General features: G+C 66.0%; 16 protein-coding genes. 4 read left to right on the top strand and 12 right to left on the bottom strand.

Going from position 1 to position 19519, the window contains the following annotated elements; translation table 11 throughout:
- The 9 genes from ACH13J_RS09605 to hutI all read right to left on the bottom strand — a co-directional run.
- On the bottom strand, window positions 1–683 hold a 683-nt coding region (locus ACH13J_RS09605; RefSeq protein WP_397543108.1), incomplete at its 3' end, for a DUF2793 domain-containing protein.
- Window positions 684–916: 233 nt separating this feature from the next.
- Window positions 917–2467, bottom strand: coding sequence for a TRAP transporter large permease subunit (locus tag ACH13J_RS09600; protein WP_397543113.1), 1551 nt, complete (start codon window positions 2465–2467; stop codon window positions 917–919).
- On the bottom strand, window positions 2467–2970 hold the full coding sequence (locus ACH13J_RS09595) for a TRAP transporter small permease subunit (protein WP_397543107.1): 504 nt from the start codon (window positions 2968–2970) through the stop codon (window positions 2467–2469). The genes ACH13J_RS09600 and ACH13J_RS09595 overlap by 1 nt, the downstream gene beginning before the upstream one ends.
- 63 nt (window positions 2971–3033) lie before the next feature.
- Window positions 3034–4119, bottom strand: coding sequence for a twin-arginine translocation signal domain-containing protein (locus tag ACH13J_RS09590; protein ID WP_397543106.1), 1086 nt, complete (start codon window positions 4117–4119; stop codon window positions 3034–3036).
- Window positions 4120–4147: 28 nt separating this feature from the next.
- On the bottom strand, window positions 4148–4597 hold the full coding sequence (locus tag ACH13J_RS09585) for a DUF1810 domain-containing protein (RefSeq protein WP_397543105.1): 450 nt from the start codon (window positions 4595–4597) through the stop codon (window positions 4148–4150).
- Window positions 4598–4635: 38 nt separating this feature from the next.
- On the bottom strand, window positions 4636–6306 hold the full coding sequence (gene hutU / locus ACH13J_RS09580) for a urocanate hydratase (protein WP_397543104.1): 1671 nt from the start codon (window positions 6304–6306) through the stop codon (window positions 4636–4638).
- Window positions 6307–6370: 64 nt separating this feature from the next.
- Window positions 6371–7165: an N-formylglutamate deformylase gene (gene hutG / locus ACH13J_RS09575; RefSeq protein WP_397543112.1), complete on the bottom strand. Its 795-nt coding sequence runs from the start codon at window positions 7163–7165 to the stop codon at window positions 6371–6373.
- Window positions 7165–8700 carry a histidine ammonia-lyase gene (hutH, locus tag ACH13J_RS09570; protein ID WP_397543103.1) on the bottom strand — a complete coding sequence of 512 codons (1536 nt, stop codon included), beginning with the start codon at window positions 8698–8700 and terminating at the stop codon, window positions 7165–7167. Before hutH ends, hutG begins: the two co-directional genes overlap by 1 nt.
- Window positions 8697–9887: an imidazolonepropionase gene (hutI, locus tag ACH13J_RS09565; RefSeq protein WP_397543102.1), complete on the bottom strand. Its 1191-nt coding sequence runs from the start codon at window positions 9885–9887 to the stop codon at window positions 8697–8699. The genes hutH and hutI overlap by 4 nt, the downstream gene beginning before the upstream one ends.
- 248 nt (window positions 9888–10135) lie before the next feature.
- Here hutI and ACH13J_RS09560 point away from each other — a divergent pair, with 248 nt between their 5' ends.
- Together ACH13J_RS09560 and ACH13J_RS09555 are read left to right on the top strand one after the other, a co-directional pair.
- The gene (locus ACH13J_RS09560) at window positions 10136–10789 is read left to right on the top strand and encodes a TetR family transcriptional regulator (RefSeq protein ID WP_397543101.1); all 654 of its coding nucleotides are present in this window, start codon (window positions 10136–10138) and stop codon (window positions 10787–10789) included.
- The gene (locus ACH13J_RS09555; protein WP_397543100.1) at window positions 10782–12329 is read left to right on the top strand and encodes a trimethylamine methyltransferase family protein; all 1548 of its coding nucleotides are present in this window, start codon (window positions 10782–10784) and stop codon (window positions 12327–12329) included. Before ACH13J_RS09560 ends, ACH13J_RS09555 begins: the two co-directional genes overlap by 8 nt.
- 62 nt (window positions 12330–12391) lie before the next feature.
- Here ACH13J_RS09555 and ald read toward each other — a convergent pair whose 3' ends face one another.
- Window positions 12392–13510, bottom strand: a complete 1119-nt coding sequence (gene ald, locus ACH13J_RS09550) for an alanine dehydrogenase (protein WP_397543099.1) — start codon at window positions 13508–13510, stop codon at window positions 12392–12394.
- 137 nt (window positions 13511–13647) lie between these two features.
- Between ald and ACH13J_RS09545 the strand changes: the two genes are divergently transcribed.
- Together ACH13J_RS09545 and ACH13J_RS09540 are read left to right on the top strand one after the other, a co-directional pair.
- Window positions 13648–14106 (top strand): Lrp/AsnC ligand binding domain-containing protein, encoded by a 459-nt coding sequence (locus ACH13J_RS09545; protein ID WP_397543098.1) that lies wholly within the window; start codon window positions 13648–13650, stop codon window positions 14104–14106.
- Window positions 14107–14145: 39 nt separating this feature from the next.
- Window positions 14146–15741, top strand: a complete 1596-nt coding sequence (locus ACH13J_RS09540) for a GMC family oxidoreductase N-terminal domain-containing protein (RefSeq protein ID WP_397543097.1) — start codon at window positions 14146–14148, stop codon at window positions 15739–15741.
- Between the two features lie 54 nt (window positions 15742–15795).
- On the opposite strand, the gene pnp is transcribed toward ACH13J_RS09540, so the two are convergent.
- The gene (gene pnp / locus ACH13J_RS09535; RefSeq protein ID WP_397543096.1) at window positions 15796–17931 is read right to left on the bottom strand and encodes a polyribonucleotide nucleotidyltransferase; all 2136 of its coding nucleotides are present in this window, start codon (window positions 17929–17931) and stop codon (window positions 15796–15798) included.
- 192 nt (window positions 17932–18123) lie between these two features.
- Complete coding sequence (locus tag ACH13J_RS09530) at window positions 18124–19347, bottom strand: SRPBCC family protein (protein ID WP_397543095.1); 1224 nt, start codon at window positions 19345–19347, stop codon at window positions 18124–18126.
- Window positions 19348–19519 lie beyond the last annotated feature (172 nt).

The raw sequence follows: 19519 nt of genomic DNA, 5'->3' as shown, positions 1-19519 counted from the left end.
GACCCTTGTGAATGCGTGGTCTCGAACGGCGCCTCCCCCGAAGCCGCGCCGACGCCGACAAATCCGTTGCCCCGATCCACGACCACCGCCTCGTGCCAGCCATTGCCGTCGGGCGATACCTTGACGTGCAGGTTGTCATCCCCCGCAAGCCCGAATTCGGCCCGACCGGAATATCCCGACTGGAACAGGAGCGTGGCAGTATCCCCCGCGGCGGTCTTGTTCACTTTCACCTGATGGCCAGCCCCGTCGCCCGTGAACAGGCTGGATTGGGACGAAACGGCAAGCCGGTTGACCGCGTCCGATACCGTGGCGATCCCGACACCATCGAGATTGTCGAGATCCATTCCGACATCGTTCCAGGTCGACCCGTCGAAAACCTTGTACCGGCCCGCGGCCCTGTCCCAGACGCGCCAGCCTTCGCGTGGCGTCAGAAACACCCACCCCTCTGTCACCCTGAGAGCGAGTTTGTCGCTTTCGCCAGCCCAGTCACCGGTGGGCGCCGCGCCAAGGGCAAAAAGCTGGCCGGCGAAGGGGTCGGCCGGCGGCGTCGTCGCGCCTGTCTCCTCCACTACGGACTGCACGAGCGCATCGAGCATCTGGAGCGCCTCGTTGTGGGTGACATGTTTCTGGGCCTGCGACGGCTTGATCAGCGGCAGGTCAAGACGCGCGGAGAGATCGGTCATGATACGGCTCCCATGGGTCGAAGTGGCCGCGTCTCTAGGAGCGAGTGGTAAAGCTGCCGCTAAGCGACCCGGACGTTGCGCCGATGGTCCGCGCGTCAGCCGACGTGCCGTCGCGCCGGCGACGCAAGGCCATTGACCGCCTTGTCCCTGCCACCGGCCCCGCGATGCCGCACTTGTCCGGGCGTCAAGCCGTTGGCGAGCAGGTGCCCGACGTCAACGCGCGCCATCCGGTGTCAGAAAATCGCCGATGGAAGCCACGTCGCCAGCCCGGGCACGGCCCAGATCACGGTAATCCCGACAATCTGAAGCACGATGAACGGAAGGACTCCGGCGTAGATCTGCCCGGTCGTCACCTCGGCTGGCGCCGCGCCGCGCAGGTAGAACAGCGAGAAACCGAACGGCGGCGTGAGGAACGAGGTCTGGAGGTTGATGGCGATCAGGACCGCCAGCCAGATCGGATCGTGCCCCATCAGGATCAGCACCGGCGCCACCAGCGGCAACAGGATCACCGTGATCTCCACGAAATCAAGGAAGAACCCCAGCACGAATATGAGCGCCATTGCGAACACCAGGGCCCCGGTCGCCCCGCCGGGCATGGATTCGAGGATCTGTGCCACGCGATCCTCGCCGCCCAGCCCCACGAAAACGAGGGAAAAGACCGAGGCCATGAGGATGGTGGCAAAGATCATCGCCGTCACCGTCATGGTGGTGGTCACGGCCCCCGCGAGCAAATCGCGGCCGTGCAGGCGCCTCAGCGCCGCGATGACGGCCGCAAGACCGGTCAGCGCCAGCGCGCCATAGACCGCGCCAAGCACCCAGTCGGCCGCCCCCGCGTCACTGCGCTGCAGGCGAACGGGGGCCAGCCCCGCCACGACGGCCAGTGCCAGCAACGCCACCGCGCCGGCCACGATGAGCCGGGGGTTCACCCCCTGCCGCGCCCCGGCCATCAGGATCGCCCCCACGGCGCCGACCGAGGCCGCCTCGGTCGGGGTGGCGACCCCGCCGAGGATCGCGCCCAGCACGGCCACGATCAGCACGACCGGCGGGATGACCGCGATCGCCACCTCGACCGGTCCGGGGCGCCCCGCGGGGGTCGGAGCGGGCGGCATGTCTCCCGGCCGGATGGCGCCCCGCACCAGAACGTAAAGGACATAGATCGCCACGAGCGCCAGTCCCGGCACCAGCGCACCGGCGAATATCTGGCCCACGGATATCGTTTCGACCGTGAACTTGCCCTGTTCGTACTGCGCCTGCTGGTAGGCCGATGACATCACGTCAGACAGTATGATGAGCAACGTCGAGGGCGGGATGATCTGGCCGAGCGTTCCGGCGGTACAGACCAGCCCCGAGGCGAGCCGGGCATCATATCCGGTGCGCAGCATGGTGGGCAGCGCGATGAGCCCCATGGCGATCACCGTCGCACCCACGATGCCGGTCGATGCCGCAAGCAGTGCACCCACAAGGATCACCGAGATACCCAGCCCCCCGCGAAGCTGCCCGAACAGCCGCCCCATGGTGTCGAGCAGATCCTCGGCGATGCGCGACCGCTCCAACACCACCCCCATCATCACGAAAAGCGGAATGGCGATCAGAACGTCGTTCGTCAGCACGCCGAAAACGCGCTGGCCGAGCGCGCCCAGAAGGCTGGGCTGCATTGCCCCCGTGGCCCAGCCGAGATACGCGAACAGGATCGCCGTTCCGGCGATGGCGAAGGACACGGGAAACCCCGACAGGATCGCCAGCATCAGCCCGCCGAACATCAACAGGTCCAGATACCCCGAGATCATGCCCGGCCCGCCCGCAGTTTCACGAGATTGCGCATCATGCAGGCCAGCGACTGTATGACCAGCAGGACACAGAAGGCGGGGATCAGCGATTTCAGCAGGAACACCGCCGGGATGCCCCCGACCGAGATTGGCCCCTCCAGTATCGCCCAGGCGTTGCGTACCGATGGCCACGACCAGTAGATCAGCGCCAGCATCGACGGCAGCAGCAGCACGCAATGACCGGCGAGGTCGATCCACGCCTTGCCGCGGTCGCCCGCCTTCGACTGGAAGATGTCGACGCGCACGTGGCCGTCGATCAGCAGGGTATAACCCGCGCCCAGCATGAACAGCGTGGCATGCATGTAAAGCACGCTTTCGTTCAGCGAAATCCAGCTGACGCCGTAGACATAGCGCAGCACGACGATGCCGAACTGGACCAGAACCATCGCAAGGGCCAACCAGCGCACCGCCATGCCCACCACGAGGTTGATCCGGTCCAGACTGTCGGCAAGGCGTTCCATTTCCTGTCTCCCTGTCCATGTCCGCCCCGGTCCGGTTGCCGGGGCGGATGGAGACGCCGGCCCCTAGTAGCCGTGCACGGTGGCGCGGGCGTTCATTTGCCCGTTGTCGGCATACGTCATGTAACCACCCACGAGGTCGCGATAGGAGACGAAGCTCTCGGCGATGCGCCGCACGAGCTCGTCCTCGTCCTCGCGCAGCCCGCCGATCACCGTCTCCGCGGCCTTGCCCATCTCGGTGACCACGCTTTCGGGCAGACGCCTCGGCATGACCCCCTCGTTCTCGACCAACTGGCGCAGCGCGCGGGCGTGCTTGGTCTCGTACTCTGTCCAGACATCGTTGTAGAGGCTGGAGCAAGCCGTTGCCACCACGCTCTTGAGGTCGTCGGGCAGCGCCTCGTAAGCCTCGAGATTGACGCCGCATTCCTCGGCCGAGCTTGGCTCGCCGATACCGGGCCAGTAATAGTTCTTGGCGATCTGGTGATAGCCGAGCGCCGAATCGGTCCAAGGCCCGATGAACTCCCCCGCGTCCAGCGCGCCCGACTGCAGCGCCTGGAACATCGCGGGACCCGACATCGCCTGAACGGCCATGCCGAGCTCTGAACACATCTCGCTGGCCAGACCCGTGGAGCGGTATTTCATGCCCTTGAGGTCGTCGACCGAGGCAATCTCCTCGCGGAACCACCCGAACCATTGCGGGCCGGAGTTCCCGCAAAGGAAGGGCTTGATGTTGAAGCGGCCATACATCTCGTCATAGAGATCCTGCCCGCCGCCATGGACCATCCAGCCGACCTGTTCGTCCGCACGCAGCCCGAAGGGCTGCGAGCCGAACAGCAGTATGCCCTTGGATTTCGACCCCCAGTAGGCCGGCACGGCATGGTAGAGATCCGCCGTGCCCTCGGACACGGCGTCGAACACGCCGGGGCCCGGCACGATCTCGCCCGCGGCGTAGAGTTTCACCTCCAGACGTCCGCCGGACAGGGTTGTTATCCGGTCGGCCAGCGTCTGGGCCGCAACACCCGGCCCCGGCAGGTTCTTGGGCCACGCGGTGACCATCGTCCATTGCCGGACATCCTGCGCCACCGCCGGTGCCGCCAGCGTGGTTGCCGCGGTGCCCACGGCGCCCGCCTTGATGAAATCGCGTCTCTTCATGTCATCCTCCTCCTTTGGATTGAATGGATCAGCCCTGGTCGTTTTGGGGGCGACGCCGCCCGTCGCCCTCTTCGCGCAACAGGTTTTCGGTAAGCGGGCACGCCACGCCACTGTAAAACGCTGTCAAAAGGTCGTCGAACACCCTGTCGCCGCCGGCCGCCCGGAAAAGCGTCGCGGATGATCGCAGTTTCATCGCGTCGACCGCGCCCAGGATCGACTCGGGCGCGCTGCCTTCATGTGCCATCATGGCCCGGCCGATCGCGATCAGCCGCGGCCCCAGTATCTCGTGGCCAAGGTATGCCTTCGCCTCGTCCAGATCGGCGAGCCCGTAACGCTGTGCGGTGGCGGAGCGCCCCAGCCCCCTGAGCTGCGGGAAAACGAACCACATCCAGTGGCTTTCTTTCCGGCCCGCCCGGATCTCCTTCAGCGGGGCGGGCCAGATGCGCGCCTGCGCCTCCGTGAATCGCTCAAGATTCATGCATCCTCCAGCCGGCGCCTGACGCCACGCGCCGTGACTCACCCCAGAATTCCCGGCAGTTTCAAGCCGTGCTCCTTCGCACAATCGATGGCGATGTCGTACCCCGCATCGGCATGGCGCATCACGCCGGTCGCGGGATCGTTCCACAGCACCCGCTCGATGCGCCGGTCGGCGTCCGAGGACCCGTCACAGCAGATCACCATGCCCGAATGCTGGGAAAAGCCCATGCCGACCCCCCCGCCGTGGTGCAGGCTGACCCATGTCGCGCCGCTGGCGGTGTTCAGCAGCGCGTTCAGCAGCGGCCAGTCGGAAACCGCGTCTGATCCGTCCTTCATCGCCTCGGTCTCGCGGTTGGGGCTGGCGACCGAGCCGCTGTCGAGGTGGTCACGCCCGATCACCACCGGCGCCTTCAACTCGCCATTGCGCACCATCTCGTTGAACGCCAGCCCCGCGCGGTGCCGCTCGCCCAGCCCGATCCAGCAGATCCGCGCCGGCAGGCCCTGGAAGGAGATCCGCTCCCGCGCCATGTCGAGCCAGCGATGCAGGTCTGCATGGTCTGGGAAAAGCTCCTTCATCTTGGCATCGGTGCGATAGATATCCTCGGGATCCCCCGACAGCGCGCACCAACGGAACGGGCCGACGCCGCGGCAGAAGAGCGGGCGGATATAGGCTGGCACGAAACCGGGAAAGGCAAAGGCGTTTTCCAGACCCTCCTCCAGCGCGACCTGCCGGATGTTGTTACCGTAGTCCAGCGTCGGCACACCGGCGTTCCAGAAATCGACCATGGCCTGCACATGCACGCGCATGCTGGCGCGGGCGGCCTTTTGCACCGCCTTCGGGTCGCTTTCCTGTTTCGCGCGCCATTCGCCCACGCTCCAGCCCTGCGGCAGGTAGCCATGCAGCGGATCGTGTGCACTGGTCTGATCAGTGACGATGTCAGGGTGCACGCCGCGTTCGGCCAGTTCGTGGAATACGTCGGCCGCATTGCCGATGAGCGCCACCGACTTGGCCTCGCCCGCCCCGGTCCAGCGGTGGATCATCTCCAGCGCCTCGTCCAGATCGTGCGTGATCTCGTCGACGTAACGGGTCCGCTTGCGGAACTCGGCGCGGCTCTCGTCACATTCCACGGCAAGGCAGCAGGCCCCGGCGAACACCGCCGCGAGCGGCTGCGCGCCCCCCATGCCGCCCAAGCCCCCCGTGAGGATCCACCGGCCCTTGAGGTTGCCGTCGTAATGCTGCCGTCCGGCCTCGGCGAAGGTTTCGTAGGTGCCCTGCACGATGCCCTGGCTGCCGATATAGATCCAGCTGCCGGCCGTCATCTGACCGTACATCATCAGGCCTTTCTTATCCAGCTCGCTGAAATGGTCCCAGTTGGCCCAGTGCGGCACGAGGTTGGAGTTGGCGATCAGAACACGCGGCGCATCGGTGTGCGTCCGGAACACGCCCACCGGCTTGCCCGACTGCACCAGCAGCGTCTCGTCCGCCTCCAGCCCCTTCAGCGTGCCCACGATGCGGTCGAAATCCTCCCACGTCCGGGCGGCACGCCCGATGCCGCCATACACGACCAGCTCGTGCGGGTTCTCGGCCACGTCGGGGTGCAGGTTGTTCATCATCATCCGCATCGGGGCCTCGGTCACCCAGCTCCTGGCGCTGATCTCGGTGCCGGTGTCGGGATAGATGTCGCGGACGTTGTGGCGGGTATTGGTCATTGCTTTGTCTCCTGAACGGTCGGCACGGGGCGGGTGGCCGTCGCGCGGCCGCGCCCCGTCCGGCTCATGCAATCGCGCCGCTGCGGGCCAGCGCGTCGAGCCGCGCCAGAATCTCGGCAAGATGCGGCCGGATGGCGTCGGCGCGGTCGTGCAGGTAGGGCCAGGGCGGCGCTTGCTCCATGTAGGTGCTCTGCGCCAGTTCCATCTGGATCGCGTGCCACCCCTCGTCCGGCCTGCCGTAATGCCGCGTGGTCCAGCCACCCGTGAACCGGCCGTTCACCACCGTGCCATAGGCCTCGGCCGCCCGGCATACCTCCTCGACCGTCTCGGCCACCTCCCGCGCGCAGGTCTTGCCATTATCGGTCCCGATGTTGAAATCGGGCAACGTGCCTTCGAACAGGAACGGGATGCGCGAGCGTATGGAGTGGCAGTCATACAGAACGGCCACGCCATGCAGGTAGCGCACGCGCGACAACTCGTCATGCAGCGCCGCGTGGTAGGGCGCGTGGAACGCCTGTTTCCGATCGTCGATATCGGCATCCGTGGGCGGCGTATTCCATATCTCGTGGCCCTCGAAATCCGTCAGCGGCACGAGCCCGGTCGTGTTCTGCCCGGGGTAAAGCGACGCGCCGGACGGGTCGCGGTTGGCATCGATCAGGTAGCGGTGGAAGGTGGCCCGCACGACCGTCACCCCGGCCAGAAGCCCGTCATAGAGCTTGTGAATGTTCCAGTCGGTGTCGGCCAGCGCGCGGCCACGCTCATTGAGATTGCGGCGCACGTCCTGGGGGAGCCATGTCCCCGTGTGCGGCATGCCCAGAACGATGGGGCCATCGCCCCGTATCACCTCCACAGGCTCCATCATGTCTCTCCCAGCGTCATGTCGAGCCCGGCTGCCGCGACGATTTCACCTTCGCGGATCAGCGTCGCAGCCCTCGCAAGATCCGGGGCGAGGTAGCGGTCCGCCCCGACGGCGGGCACCGCCGCGCGCAGGCAGGCCAACACGCGCCTGAGCGGTTCGCTGGTCCTCAGCGGCGCGCGGAACTCTATACCCTGCGCAGCGCAGATCGCCTCCACCCCGAGGATCGTGGACAGGTTGGCGTTCATTCGGGCCAGCCGCCGCGCCGCGTGGGCGGCCATGCTGACGTGATCTTCCTGGTTGGCGGATGTCGGCGTGGAGTCCGTCGTGCAGGGGGTGGCGAGATGCTTGTTCTCGCTCATCAGCGCGGCGGTGGTCACCTCGGCGATCATAAGGCCCGAGTTCAGCCCCGGCTCCGGCGTCAGGAACGGCGGCAGATCGTGGCTGAGATTGGGATCGACCATGAGCGCCACCCGCCGCTGCGCGATGGCCCCAAGTTCGGCAATGGCCATGGCGATCTGGTCGGCGGCGAACCCCACCGGCTCGGCATGGAAATTGCCGCCCGACACGATGCGGCCTTCCTCCACCAGCACCAGCGGGTTGTCGGTCACCGCGTTGGCCTCGATTTCCAGCGCCTCCCCCGCGCGCTGCAGCAGATCGATCGCGGCGCCGCTGACCTGCGCCTGGCACCGAATGCAATACGGATCCTGTACGCGGGTGTCGCCTTCGCGGTGGCTTTCGCGGATCTCGCTGCCATCCATCAAGGTACGCTGAGCCCGGGCCGCCGCGACCTGGCCGCGATGGCCGCGCAGGGTGTGGATGTCATCTACCAGCGGCGCGGTGGACCCCATGATCGCGTCCGTTGACAGCGATGCCGTCACGATACAGCCCGTGGCGTTGCGCCACGCCTCCCACAGCCCCACCAGGGCGCATGCGGTGGAAAACTGCGTGCCGTTGATAAGCGCGAGTCCCTCCTTGGGCCCCAGCACGATCGGCTTTAGCCCTGCTGCCCGCATCGCGGCGGCGCCATCCATGCGCACCCCGTCATGCCGCGCCTCGCCCTCGCCGATCATCACCGCGGCCATGTGCGCAAGCGGCGCCAGATCACCCGAGGCGCCAACCGACCCTTGCGCCGGCACCACGGGCGTGACGCCCCGCTCCAGCATGTCCTCGATGAGCATGACGGTCCGCCACTTCACGCCCGAGGCCCCGCGGCCGAGCGACAGCAGCTTCAGAACCATCATCAGGCGTGTCGTCGCCTCGTCCAGCGGCTCACCCACGCCGCAGCAATGGCTCAGGACCAGGTTGCGCTGCAGTGTCTCGGTCTGGTCGGCCGGGATCTTGACGCTGGCCAGCTTGCCAAAGCCGGTATTGACCCCATAGACGGCCTCGTCCCCCTCAGCGGCTCGGCGCACCATGTCCGCCGCCGCCTCGACCCGTGGCTTGATCGCACGATCCAGCGCGGCTGCACAGCCCCCGCGCCAAATGCGCTCCAGCTCGGCGAGGGTCGCCGCGCCCGGGGTCAGAACCGTCGTCATTCCCGCCCCCCGAAAATGCGCCGGTGTAGCGGGTTGAAGCCGATGCGATACGACAGCTCTGCCGGTTGCTCCACGTCCCAGACAGCAAGATCCGCCCTCTTGCCGGGGGCGATCATCCCCGTATCCTCCAGCCCGAGTGCGGCGGCGGCATGACATGTCACACCGGCCAGCGCCTCCTCCGGGGTCATGCGGAACAGCGTGCAGCCCATGTTCATAGTGAGCAAAAGAGAAGAGAGCGGCGAAGACCCCGGGTTGCAGTCGGTCGCGAGCGCCATGGGCACGCCGTGGCGGCGAAAGGCGTCGATGGGTGGAACCTGCGTTTCGCGCAGCGTGTAGAAAGCGCCGGGCAGGATGACCGCCGTGCTGCCCGCACCCGCGAGCGCCTCGGCATCGGACTCATCGGCGTATTCCACGTGATCTGCCGACAGCGCCCCGTATCTTGCCGCCAGTTTCGCCCCCCCCTGGTTGCTGAGTTGCTCCGCATGGAGCTTCACCGGCAGGCCCAGCTCCCGCGCGCGCCGAAAGACCGGCTCGATCTCGTCGACGGAAAAAGCGATTCCCTCGCAGAAGCCGTCGACAGCGTCGACGAGCCCGGCCTCCGCCGCCGCTTCGAGCGCGGGCAGGCACACCTCGTCGATATAGACCGCGTTGCGCCCCTTGTATTCTGCAGGCACGGCATGGGCGCCGAGAAAAGAGGTCCTCACGCGCACGTCGCGCGCCGCCTCGATCTCGCGCGCGACTCGCAGCATCTTGAGCTCGGTCTCGACATCGAGCCCGTAGCCGGACTTGACCTCGATGACGGACACGCCGTCGGCGATCAGGGCGTCGGCACGGGTCAGAGCGTCGGTCAAAAGGGCGCTTTCGGCGGTTTCGCGCGTTGCCCGCACTGTCGATACGATCCCGCCGCCGGCGCGCGCCACCTCTTCATAACTTGCCCCGTTCAGCCGCATCTCGAACTCGGCCGCGCGGTTGCCCCCGAACACGATATGGGTGTGACAGTCGATCGGCGCGGGCGTGATCAGCCGGCCTTCCATGTCCTCGCCCGCCTCGCCCATCTCGGCGGGAAGCTCGGCCTGCGGCCCGACCCACCGGACGCGGCCATCGGCGACGGACACCGCCCCGCGCTCGATCAGGCCATAAGGCGCATCGCCGGTCATCGTGGCTATGGTCGCGTTCTGTAACAGCATGGCCGCCAAGTTTCCTTTCCCGGTGCTCCCTTTTATTATGTATGCACATAATATTCGTCAAGGCAAAACTCCATGACCCCTCAAGACAATCTCCCCGGGGCCCGCGGGTTGCCCGCCTGCCGGCTGGGCATGCCATGGCGCTGGCACCACGGCACATGGGAAAGCGCGCTGTTGCCATCGTGATTCCATGGTTGACCAGAAACCATACAACCCTGTACGCTTTCCATGCACCCCTGTTTGGTAAGAGCATGACAGCCCACGCCCCGACTCCGAAACCTGATCGCCACACCCGGCTGGCCGCCGCTGACTGGGTCGATGCGGCGCTCGGGATGCTCAGGGAAAACGGCATCGAGGCGGTGCAGATCACCGCGATCTCCCGGCGGCTCGGCGTGACTCGGGGCAGCTTCTACTGGCATTTTGACAGTCGCGAGGATCTGCTTGCCGCGTTGGTCGAGGAATGGCGCGCCCGCAACACCGGCGTCATGGTCGGGGCCACCGCCGACACCGCCACCCTGGATGACGGGATTCTCGCGCTGTTTTCCGTCTGGGTCGACCACAGCCGTTTCGACAAGCGACTAGACTTCGCGGTCCGTGACTGGGCGCGCCATGACCCGGCGCTGCGCCGCACCGTCAAGGCCGAGGACACCGCCCGCGTCGAAACGGTCGCCGCGCTGTTTGAACGACACGGCTATGCGCGCACGGAGGCCTTCATCCGCGCACGCGTCATCTATTTCACGCAAATCAGCTACTATGCGCTCAATGTCGAAGAGGACGAGGCGATGACAGAGCGGCTCGGCTACCTGGAAGCCTATTTCCGCTGCTTCACGGGGCGCGAGATCGACCCCGAGACCGCCGCCATCCATCGCGCCCGCGCGCTCGGAAAGGAGGCAGGACATGAATAAACCGGGTCGTACCGGGGGCCGGCGCGGACGCGCCGGGAAACGGGCCGCCACGCGGCCGCAGGGTTTTGACCCGGCCTGGCGCCGTTGGGAACGGCCCTATCCGCCGATCGAGCAATTCAGCGCCGACGAGGTCGAGGCGATTCACGACGCGTCGCTCCGGATGCTGCGCGATACCGGGGTCAAGGTGCTGAACCCCGAGGCCCGCGCGCTATATCTTTCTGCCGGGATGCGACAGGGAAACGAGGACGAAGTCATCCTCTTCGACCCCGACGTCCTGATGGAGCTGATCGCGAAAGCCCCGCCAGAGATCACGCTGCGGGGCCGTGGCGCGGGTCGCGAGGTCACGATCGGCGGCCGCCATGTCGGCGTGTGCACCACCGGCGGCACCCCCAACTTCTCCGACCTGGCGCATGGCCGCCGGCCCGGCACCCTCGCCGCGCTGGACGACCTGTGCCGCGTCGCGCAGAGCTTCGATGTCATCCACATGATCGGGCCCTTCGTCGAGGCGCAGGACATCGCGCCGAACCTGCGTCACCTTGCCATGACGAAGTCGGTGCTGACGTTGACGGACAAGGTGCCCTTCGTATTCTTCCGCGGCACGCAGGCGGTGGCCGACGCCTACGAGATGATCCGCATCGCCCACGGGATGAGCCGCGACGACTTCATCAACACGCCGGTCAGCTATGCCGTGGCCAACTCCAACTCGCCGCTGGTGCTCGACACGCTGATGTGCCGGGGGATCATCGATGCCGCGCATGCCGGGCAGGTCATGGTTCTCACCCCGTTCACCCTGTCGGGCGCGATGGCCCCCGTTACCTTGCCCGGCGCGCTTGCGCAGCAGAACGCAGAAGTGCTGGCCGGGATCGGGCTTTCCCAGATCTCGCGGCCCGGCGCTCCCGTGGTGTATGGTAGCTTTACCTCCAACGTGGACATGCGGACGGGCGCCCCGGCCTTTGGCACACCGGAATACGTCAAGGCTGCCTTCGGCTCGGGTCAGCTCGCGCGGCGTTATGGCCTGCCGCTGCGATCCTCCGGCGTGACGGCGGCCAACGCGCCAGACGCGCAAGCGGCCTACGAAACGCAGATGTCGATGTGGGGTGCCCTGATGGGCGGCACCAACATGCTGTTGCACGGGGCCGGCTGGCTGGAGGGCGGGCTGACCGCCTCGGCCGAGAAGTTCGTGATCGACATCGAGATGCTCCAGATGTTCGCCGAGTTGTTCAAGCCCGTCGAGGTGAACGAGGATTCGCTCGGCGTCGGGGCGGTGGACGAGGTCGGCCATGGGGGCCATTTCTTCGGCACGCAGCACACGCTCGACAGGTACGAGACGGCATTCTACTCCCCGCTCGTCTCCGACTGGTCGAACTACGAAACCTATACCGAGCGCGGCGGGGTGGATACGGCGCAGCGTGCGCACCGCATCTTCTTCGACAGGGTGGCGGCCCATGAGCCGCCGCCGATGGACCCGGCCCGGCTGGACGAGATTGAGGCCTTCATCGCCCGTCGCACCGAAGAGGGCGGCGCCGATATCGACCGTTGATACCGGCGCCCGTCACACCGCGCGGCATTCTTCGCGAAAAAGCCCGACAGGGCTGATGAGCGTCAGCCCTTCACAACCTTCTGCGGCGAGATCACGTCGATGCCCAGCGCCTTTCCCACCGCATAGTAGGTCAGCTGCCCGGCATGGACGTTCAGGCCATTAAGCAGATGCGGGTCATCGGCACAGGCCTGGCGCCAGCCCTTGTCCGCCAGCGCCAGCATGAAAGGCATCGTCGCGTTGCCCAGCGCGATGGTCGAGGTGCGCGCCACCGCGCCCGGCATGTTGGCCACGCAGTAGTGCATGATCCCGTCAACGTCATAGATCGGGTCCGCATGAGTGGTCGGGCGCGAGGTCTCGAAACAGCCGCCCTGGTCGATCGCCACGTCGACAAGCACAGCGCCGGGTTTCATGTCGGGGAACTGGTCGCGCCGCACCAGCTTGGGCGCCTCGGCGCCGGGGATCAGAACCGCCCCGACCACCATGTCGGCCTGCGCGAGATGCTCTGCCAGCAAGCCGGCAGAGGAATAGCCGGTGTTGAACAGGTGACCGAACACGTCGTCAAGATAACGCAGGCGCGGCAGCGACCGGTCGAGCACGGTCACGTCCGCGCCCATGCCCGCGGCGATGCGCGCTGCATGGGTGCCGACCACGCCGCCGCCGATCACCAGCACATGCGCGGGTCCGACGCCGGGCACGCCGCCCATCAGAACGCCGCGCCCGCCATTGGCCTTCTGCAGGGTCCACGCCCCCATCTGCGGCGCGAGCCGTCCCGCCACCTCGGACATCGGCGCGAGCAGCGGCAGGCCGCCGCGATCGTCCGTTACGGTTTCATAGGCGATGGCCGTGCAGCCCGCCTCCAGCAAGTCCCGCGTCTGCTCGGGATCGGGGGCGAGATGCAGGTAAGTAAACAGCAGCTGCCCCTCGCGCAGCATCTTGCGCTCCATCGCCTGCGGTTCCTTCACCTTCACGATCATGTCGGCGGTCGCGAAGATTTCCTCGGCCGTGCCGATCATGGCCGCACCGGCGGCCTCGTAATCGGCATCGACAAACCCGGCCCCCTTTCCTGCGCCTGCCTGGACGACGACGTCGTGACCGTGGGCAACGGCCTCGCGCACGGCGTTCGGCGTCAGGCCGACGCGGAATTCCTGTGGCTTGATCTCTGTCGGGCATCCGATTTTCATGGCGGTCTCCTCCCTCCGCGGTTTCCACCAAGATGTCGCAATCACGCTGCAATCGGGTTGAATTCTTTGCGCCGCTGTTGACAAGACCCGCAATATTCTTCGAAATATTATCCGTAACTGCGAACACTTTTGCCGCCATGTCCCTCGACACAACCGATCGCCGTCTCTTGTCCGTGCTTCAGCGCCGGGGGCGGATTTCCAATGCCGACCTTGCCGAAGAAGTGAACCTGTCTGCCAGCGCCTGCCATCGCCGGGTGGGGCGGCTTGAAAGCGAGGGCTACATCCGGGGCTATGTGGCCCTGCTTGACGCGCGCAAGCTGGGCATGTCGGCCACGATCTTCGTCGAGATCACCCTGTCGACCCAGGCCGACGAGGTGCTGGAGGCCTTCGAGAGGGCGGTGGGGCGCATCCCCGACGTGCTGGAATGCCATCACACGGCGGGCGCGGCCGACTACATCCTCAAGGTGGTTGCCGAAAGCACCGAGGATTTCGCACGTATTCACCGCCAGCATCTGGCCCGCCTGCCCGGCGTGGCCAAGATGCAGTCGAGTTTTGCCCTGCGGACCGTGTCGGACACCACGGCGCTGCCGCTCTGAACGCTTGCCAATCTCGGGCGGTTTGGCAACCATGCGGGGATGGAATTCGACTATGTCATCGTCGGTGCCGGCAGCGCTGGATGCGTGCTGGCCAACCGCCTGAGCCGCGCCGGGCACAGTGTCCTGCTGCTAGAGGCCGGGGGCCGGGACAACTACCACTGGGTGCATATCCCGGTCGGTTACCTCTATTGCATCGGCAACCCGCGCACGGATTGGTGTTTCCGCACGGCACCGGAACCGGGGCTCAACGGACGGTCCCTGCTCTATCCGCGCGGCAAGCTGCTCGGCGGCTGCAGCTCGATCAACGGCATGATCTATATGCGCGGCCAAGCCGCGGATTACGACGGGTGGCGGCAGATGGGCCTGCCCGGCTGGGGGTGGGACGATGTCCTGCCCTATTTCAGAAAGTCGGAGGATTACGTCGACGGCCCATCGGATTATCACGGCACCGGAGGCGAATGGCGGGTCGAGGACATGCGCCTGCATTGGGACGTGCTGGATCATTGGCGCGATGCAGCCGTGGCGGCCGGCGTGCCCGCGACCGACGACTTCAACACAGGCAACAACGAGGGCGTGGGCTATTTCAAGGTCAACCAGCGAAACGGCTGGCGGATCAATACCGCCAAGGCATTCCTGCGGGCAAACACCGGTCACGGCCTACGGGTCGAGACGGGGGCCCATACGCGGCGCGTCATCATCGAGAACGGCCGCGCCGTGGGGGTCGCGTATTCGCAAAATGGCGAAACCGTAACGGCCCGGGCGCGCGGTGAGGTGATCCTCTCGGCCGGCGCCATCGGCAGCCCGCAGATCTTGCAGTTGTCGGGGCTTGGGCCGGGCGAAGTATTGCAGGCGCACGGGATCACGGTGCAGCGCGACATTCCCGCCATCGGCGGCAACCTCCAGGACCATCTGCAATTGCGCTGCGCGTGGCGTCTTTCAGGGGCCAAGACGCTCAACACCATGGCGAATTCCCTTTGGGGAAAGATGACCATCGCGATGGAATATGCACTCAGGCGGTCCGGCCCGATGGCCATGGCGCCCAGCCAGCTCGGGGCGTTTGCCCGGTCGCGGCGGGGGCTGGAGACGCCGGATCTGGAATATCATGTTCAGCCGCTCTCGCTCGACGCCTTCGGCGAGCCGCTCCACGACTTTCCAGCACTCACCGCCAGCGTCTGCAACCTGCGGCCAGAGTCGCGCGGCGAGGTCATGATCACGTCGCCCGACCCGATGACGGCCCCGCAAATCGCGCCGAACTACCTAGCGACCGAGGGCGACAGGCAGGTGGCGGCGGCATCCATTCGGCTGACGCGGCATATAATGGCGCAGCCACCGATGCAACGCTACGCGCCGACGGAACTCAAGCCCGGAGACGGAGCACAAACCGACGCAGAGCTGACGAAAGCGGCAGGGGACATCGGCACGACCATCTTTCACCCGGTCGGCACGGTGCAGATGGGCGCGGCCGAGGAGGCCCCGCTCGACCCCGAGCTGCGCCTGCGCGGGGTCGCGGGGCTGCGCGTGGTCGACGCGTCGATCATGCCCACGATCACCAGTGGCAACACCAATGCGCCCACCATCATGATCGCCGAGAAGGCGGCGGACATGATCCTGGATGCCGCAAGGACACCGGCCTGACAAAAAGGCCCCGGCGTCTCCGCCGGGGCCTCTTTTCGCGAAATGGCGGCGCGCTCAGCCGTCCGCCTTTTCCTCTTTCTTGATCTCTTCGCCGGTCTCCTGGTCGACCACCTTCATCGACAACCGCACCTTGCCGCGGTCGTCGAAACCGAGCAGCTTGACCCAGACCTCCTGGCCCTCTTCCAGAACGTCGGAGGGATGGTTCAGGCGGCGGTTCTCGATCTGGCTGACATGAACAAGGCCGTCGCGCTTGCCGAAGAAGTTCACGAAGGCACCGAAATCGACGATCTTGACGACCGTGCCCTTGTAGACGTGCCCCTCTTCCGGTTCGGCCACGATCGAATGGATCATGTCATAGGCCTTCTGAATGGCTTCGCCGTTCGGAGAGGCGATCTTGATCACGCCATCGTCGTTGATATCGACCTTGGCGCCCGACGTCTCGACGATTTCGCGGATCACCTTGCCGCCCGACCCGATGACTTCGCGGATCTTGTCCTGCGGCACGGTCATCGTCTCGATGCGGGGCGCGTGGACAGAGAATTCGCCAGCCTCGCTCAGCGCCTTGGACATCTCGCCGAGAATGTGCATGCGGCCGTCCTTGGCCTGGGCCAGCGCGGTCTTCATGATCTCCGGCGTGATGCCCGCAACCTTGATGTCCATCTGCAACGAGGTGATACCGTCCTCTGTCCCGGCAACCTTGAAGTCCATGTCGCCGAGATGGTCCTCGTCGCCGAGAATGTCTGTCAGGACGCCGTAGGCGCCGTCATCCTCCAGAACCAGCCCCATCGCCACACCGGCCACCGGGGCCTTGAGCGGCACGCCCGCATCCATCATCGAAAGCGAGCTGCCACAGACCGTGGCCATCGACGAGGACCCGTTGGACTCGGTGATCTCCGAGACGATCCGCACGGTATAGGGAAAGTCCGTCGGAGCCGGCAGAACCGCCTGCAGCGCCCGCCACGCCAGCTTGCCGTGACCGATCTCGCGGCGCCCCGGCGGGCCGACGCGCCCCGCCTCGCCAACGGAGTAGGGCGGGAAATTGTAATGCAACAGGAAGTTCGAGCGGAAATTGCCGTGCAAGGCGTCGATGATCTGCTCGTCCTCGCCGGTGCCCAGCGTGGTCACGCAGAGCGCCTGGGTCTCGCCCCGCGTGAACAACGCCGAGCCATGGGTACGGGGAAGGAAACCGGTTTCCGACGCGATCGGACGCACCTGGTCGAGCGCCCGGCCATCGATCCGCTTGCCGGATTTGACCACGTCACCGCGCAGAACCTCCGACTCGAGCTTTTTCAGCGCCGAGCCGAGATTGGCATCCTGCTGTTGCTCTTCGCTCAGGGCGGCAACGATCGCGTCCTTGGCCGCCGCGACGGCCGACTGGCGTTCCTGCTTGTCCAGGATCGCGTAGGCATCGCGCATCTTCTGCTCGCCCGCGGTCTTCACCGCGGCGAACAGGTCGGAATAATCCGGGGGCGTGAACTCGAACGGCTCTTTCGCCGTGTCTTCTGCCAAGTCGACGATCAGGTCGACAACGGGCTTGATCTGCTCGTGCGCGAAGGTCACCGCGCCCAGCATCTCGTCCTCGCTGAGTTCGTAGGCCTCGGATTCGACCATCATAACGGCATCGCGCGTGCCGGCCACGACAAGGTCCAGCCGCTGCTCGGGCTTGTTGCGCAGGTCGTGCATGTCCTCGACATCGGGGTTGAGGATGTACTCGCCATCGACATAGCCCACGCGGCACCCGGCGATGGGTCCCATGAAGGGCGCACCGGAAATGGTGAGCGCAGCCGACGCCGCGATCATCGCGACCATGTCGGGATCGTTGACGAGATCATGGCTGAGAACGGTGCACATCACGAGCACCTCGTTCTTGAAGCCGGGCACGAACAGCGGCCGGATCGGCCGGTCGATCAGGCGCGCGGTCAGGGTTTCCTTTTCCGTCGGCCGCGCCTCGCGCTTGAAGAAACCGCCGGGCACCTTGCCCGCGGCATAGTATTTTTCCTGGTAGTGGACGGTGAGGGGGAAGAAATCCTGCCCCTCCTTGGCTTCCTTGGCGAATGTCACGTTGGCCATGACGCTGGTTTCGCCGAGGGTGGCGATGACGGAGCCATCGGCCTGTCGGGCAACCTTGCCCGTTTCCAGTGTGAGCGTTTCCTCGCCCCACTGCATGGTCTTCTTCACTTCGTTGAACATCGGTCGTTTCCTAGCTGGGGGCGCTCCCGGGCGTATCCCGGGTCCCCCGTTTCCATGGCGGCCCCATTGCCGCCGACCCCAATCCTTCCAATGCGCCCGGGGTCAAAGGCATCACGTCTCGGATGGCGTGGCCTTACAAGAGATCGCGGTGAAATGAAAGCGCAGATCGCGGCGCCCCGGGGTCGGCGCGGCCTATGCCTCCGCGTCGCCCCTTGCCCGTCGGCTGGCCCTGCTGTCAGGTGTTTCACCGAGCATCGGCTCACCCAGCTGGGCGCGAACCCAGTCCTGAAACAGGAAGACCTCGTATTCCTCCTGCATCAGCACGCCCTGCTCGAACCCACGCGCGCGCAGCCCCGCCTGGTTGGTTTCGCAGGCCGCGCCGTCCTGTTCCATCACCAGCGTCCCGAACTCGGTGACCCGCGCCAGATCGAACCCCGGCCGCGCAAGCGTCCGCGGATGAAAGAGCCATTCGGCGGACAGTTCCATCGTCTCGGGGCCGAGCGGGGTGATGGTGACGGCACGCACGTAGTCGGCGTGATGCGCTATGAAAACCGACGGCATGACGGTGACATAGCTCTGGCCGGCGGCCACGTCCTCCTGCGTCAGCCCCGGCATGATGTCCTGCGCGGCGCCATCCATCGTCCAGCTCTCGGCGCCGTCGCGCAGCGTTCCGGAAAGGTGCGGCGCGCTGTCGGAGGCATGCGTTTCCCAGTCGGGATCGTCCCGGCGCGCCATGATCGCCCGTCCGTAGATCGGCACGAGATCGCAAAGCTCGGGGTGGACATTGGGGCAATGCAGACACTCGTTGAAATTCTCCCAGAATACCTTCCAGTTGCAGTTCAATGTCTTTGAATAACTGTGTGCGACGCGCAACTCCGAGAGGGGCCAATTGGCCACATGGTCAGTTTCGGCGCCGTGGCGCTGCTCGAACGGGTCGGCGTCAGGGTCCAGATTGACAAAGACGAAACCGCCCCATTCGGCAAGCGAGATACTCAGCAGCGGATACTCCTCGCGGTCGAAACCGGGAACGGGCCGCATGGGGCCGGTTGCACGCAACCGTCCGGTCAGGTCGTAAACCCATTGATGATACGGGCAGGTGAGCTTGGGCGTGGCAAGCGTGCCCGAGCTTTCATGGCAGAGCATCGAACCACGGTGGCGGCAGGTATTGAAGAAGGCCCTGAGCGCGCCATCCCCGTCACGCAGCACGAGAACCGGCTGACCGGCCACCTCGAACGTGCGGAAGCTCCGCGGTTGCGGCAAGGTCTCTGCCCGGCAAAGATAGATCCAGTTGCGCGTCCATATTGTCTCGATCTCGCGCGCATGGTGCGCATGGTCGGTGTACCACGTCGCCGGCAACGCGGGCATCGCCCGCGAAAGGCCGTTGAAACCGGTTTCCAGAACTGGGCTATCGTCCATCTTTGCCTCCCCTTTCAGGCCCCTTGCCGATCGCGAGGATAGCAGAGGATCCGGGTTTGCCGCCATGAATTCCTGCCACGGCATACCGGGCGTGCAGCCGCGGGGAGGAAACGGCGCAGCCGCTCGACGAAAAACGCCCGCTCCTGGCGGAGCGGGCGCATCCTGGTCGATT

Origin of the sequence: Roseovarius salis (assembly GCF_044472985.1) — a bacterium.
Taxonomy (GTDB): Bacteria; Pseudomonadota; Alphaproteobacteria; order Rhodobacterales; family Rhodobacteraceae; genus Roseovarius; species Roseovarius salis.
Note: the sequence above shows the minus strand (reverse complement) of the source record. Positions and strands in the feature narration are given on the sequence as shown.

Excerpts from the sequence above, each read along its gene's own strand:
- ACH13J_RS09595 (WP_397543107.1), bottom strand. The coding sequence starts at position 2,970 with ATGGAACGCCTTGCCGACAGTCTGGACCGGATCAACCTCGTGGTGGGC.
- ACH13J_RS09590 (WP_397543106.1), bottom strand. The coding sequence starts at position 4,119 with ATGAAGAGACGCGATTTCATCAAGGCGGGCGCCGTGGGCACCGCGGCA.
- ACH13J_RS09585 (WP_397543105.1), bottom strand. The coding sequence starts at position 4,597 with ATGAATCTTGAGCGATTCACGGAGGCGCAGGCGCGCATCTGGCCCGCC.
- hutU (WP_397543104.1), bottom strand. The coding sequence starts at position 6,306 with ATGACCAATACCCGCCACAACGTCCGCGACATCTATCCCGACACCGGC.
- hutG (WP_397543112.1), bottom strand. The coding sequence starts at position 7,165 with ATGGAGCCTGTGGAGGTGATACGGGGCGATGGCCCCATCGTTCTGGGC.
- hutH (WP_397543103.1), bottom strand. The coding sequence starts at position 8,700 with ATGACGACGGTTCTGACCCCGGGCGCGGCGACCCTCGCCGAGCTGGAG.
- hutI (WP_397543102.1), bottom strand. The coding sequence starts at position 9,887 with ATGCTGTTACAGAACGCGACCATAGCCACGATGACCGGCGATGCGCCT.
- ACH13J_RS09560 (WP_397543101.1), top strand. The coding sequence starts at position 10,136 with ATGACAGCCCACGCCCCGACTCCGAAACCTGATCGCCACACCCGGCTG.
- ACH13J_RS09555 (WP_397543100.1), top strand. The coding sequence starts at position 10,782 with ATGAATAAACCGGGTCGTACCGGGGGCCGGCGCGGACGCGCCGGGAAA.
- ald (WP_397543099.1), bottom strand. The coding sequence starts at position 13,510 with ATGAAAATCGGATGCCCGACAGAGATCAAGCCACAGGAATTCCGCGTC.
- ACH13J_RS09545 (WP_397543098.1), top strand. The coding sequence starts at position 13,648 with ATGTCCCTCGACACAACCGATCGCCGTCTCTTGTCCGTGCTTCAGCGC.
- ACH13J_RS09540 (WP_397543097.1), top strand. The coding sequence starts at position 14,146 with ATGGAATTCGACTATGTCATCGTCGGTGCCGGCAGCGCTGGATGCGTG.
- pnp (WP_397543096.1), bottom strand. The coding sequence starts at position 17,931 with ATGTTCAACGAAGTGAAGAAGACCATGCAGTGGGGCGAGGAAACGCTC.
- ACH13J_RS09530 (WP_397543095.1), bottom strand. The coding sequence starts at position 19,347 with ATGGACGATAGCCCAGTTCTGGAAACCGGTTTCAACGGCCTTTCGCGG.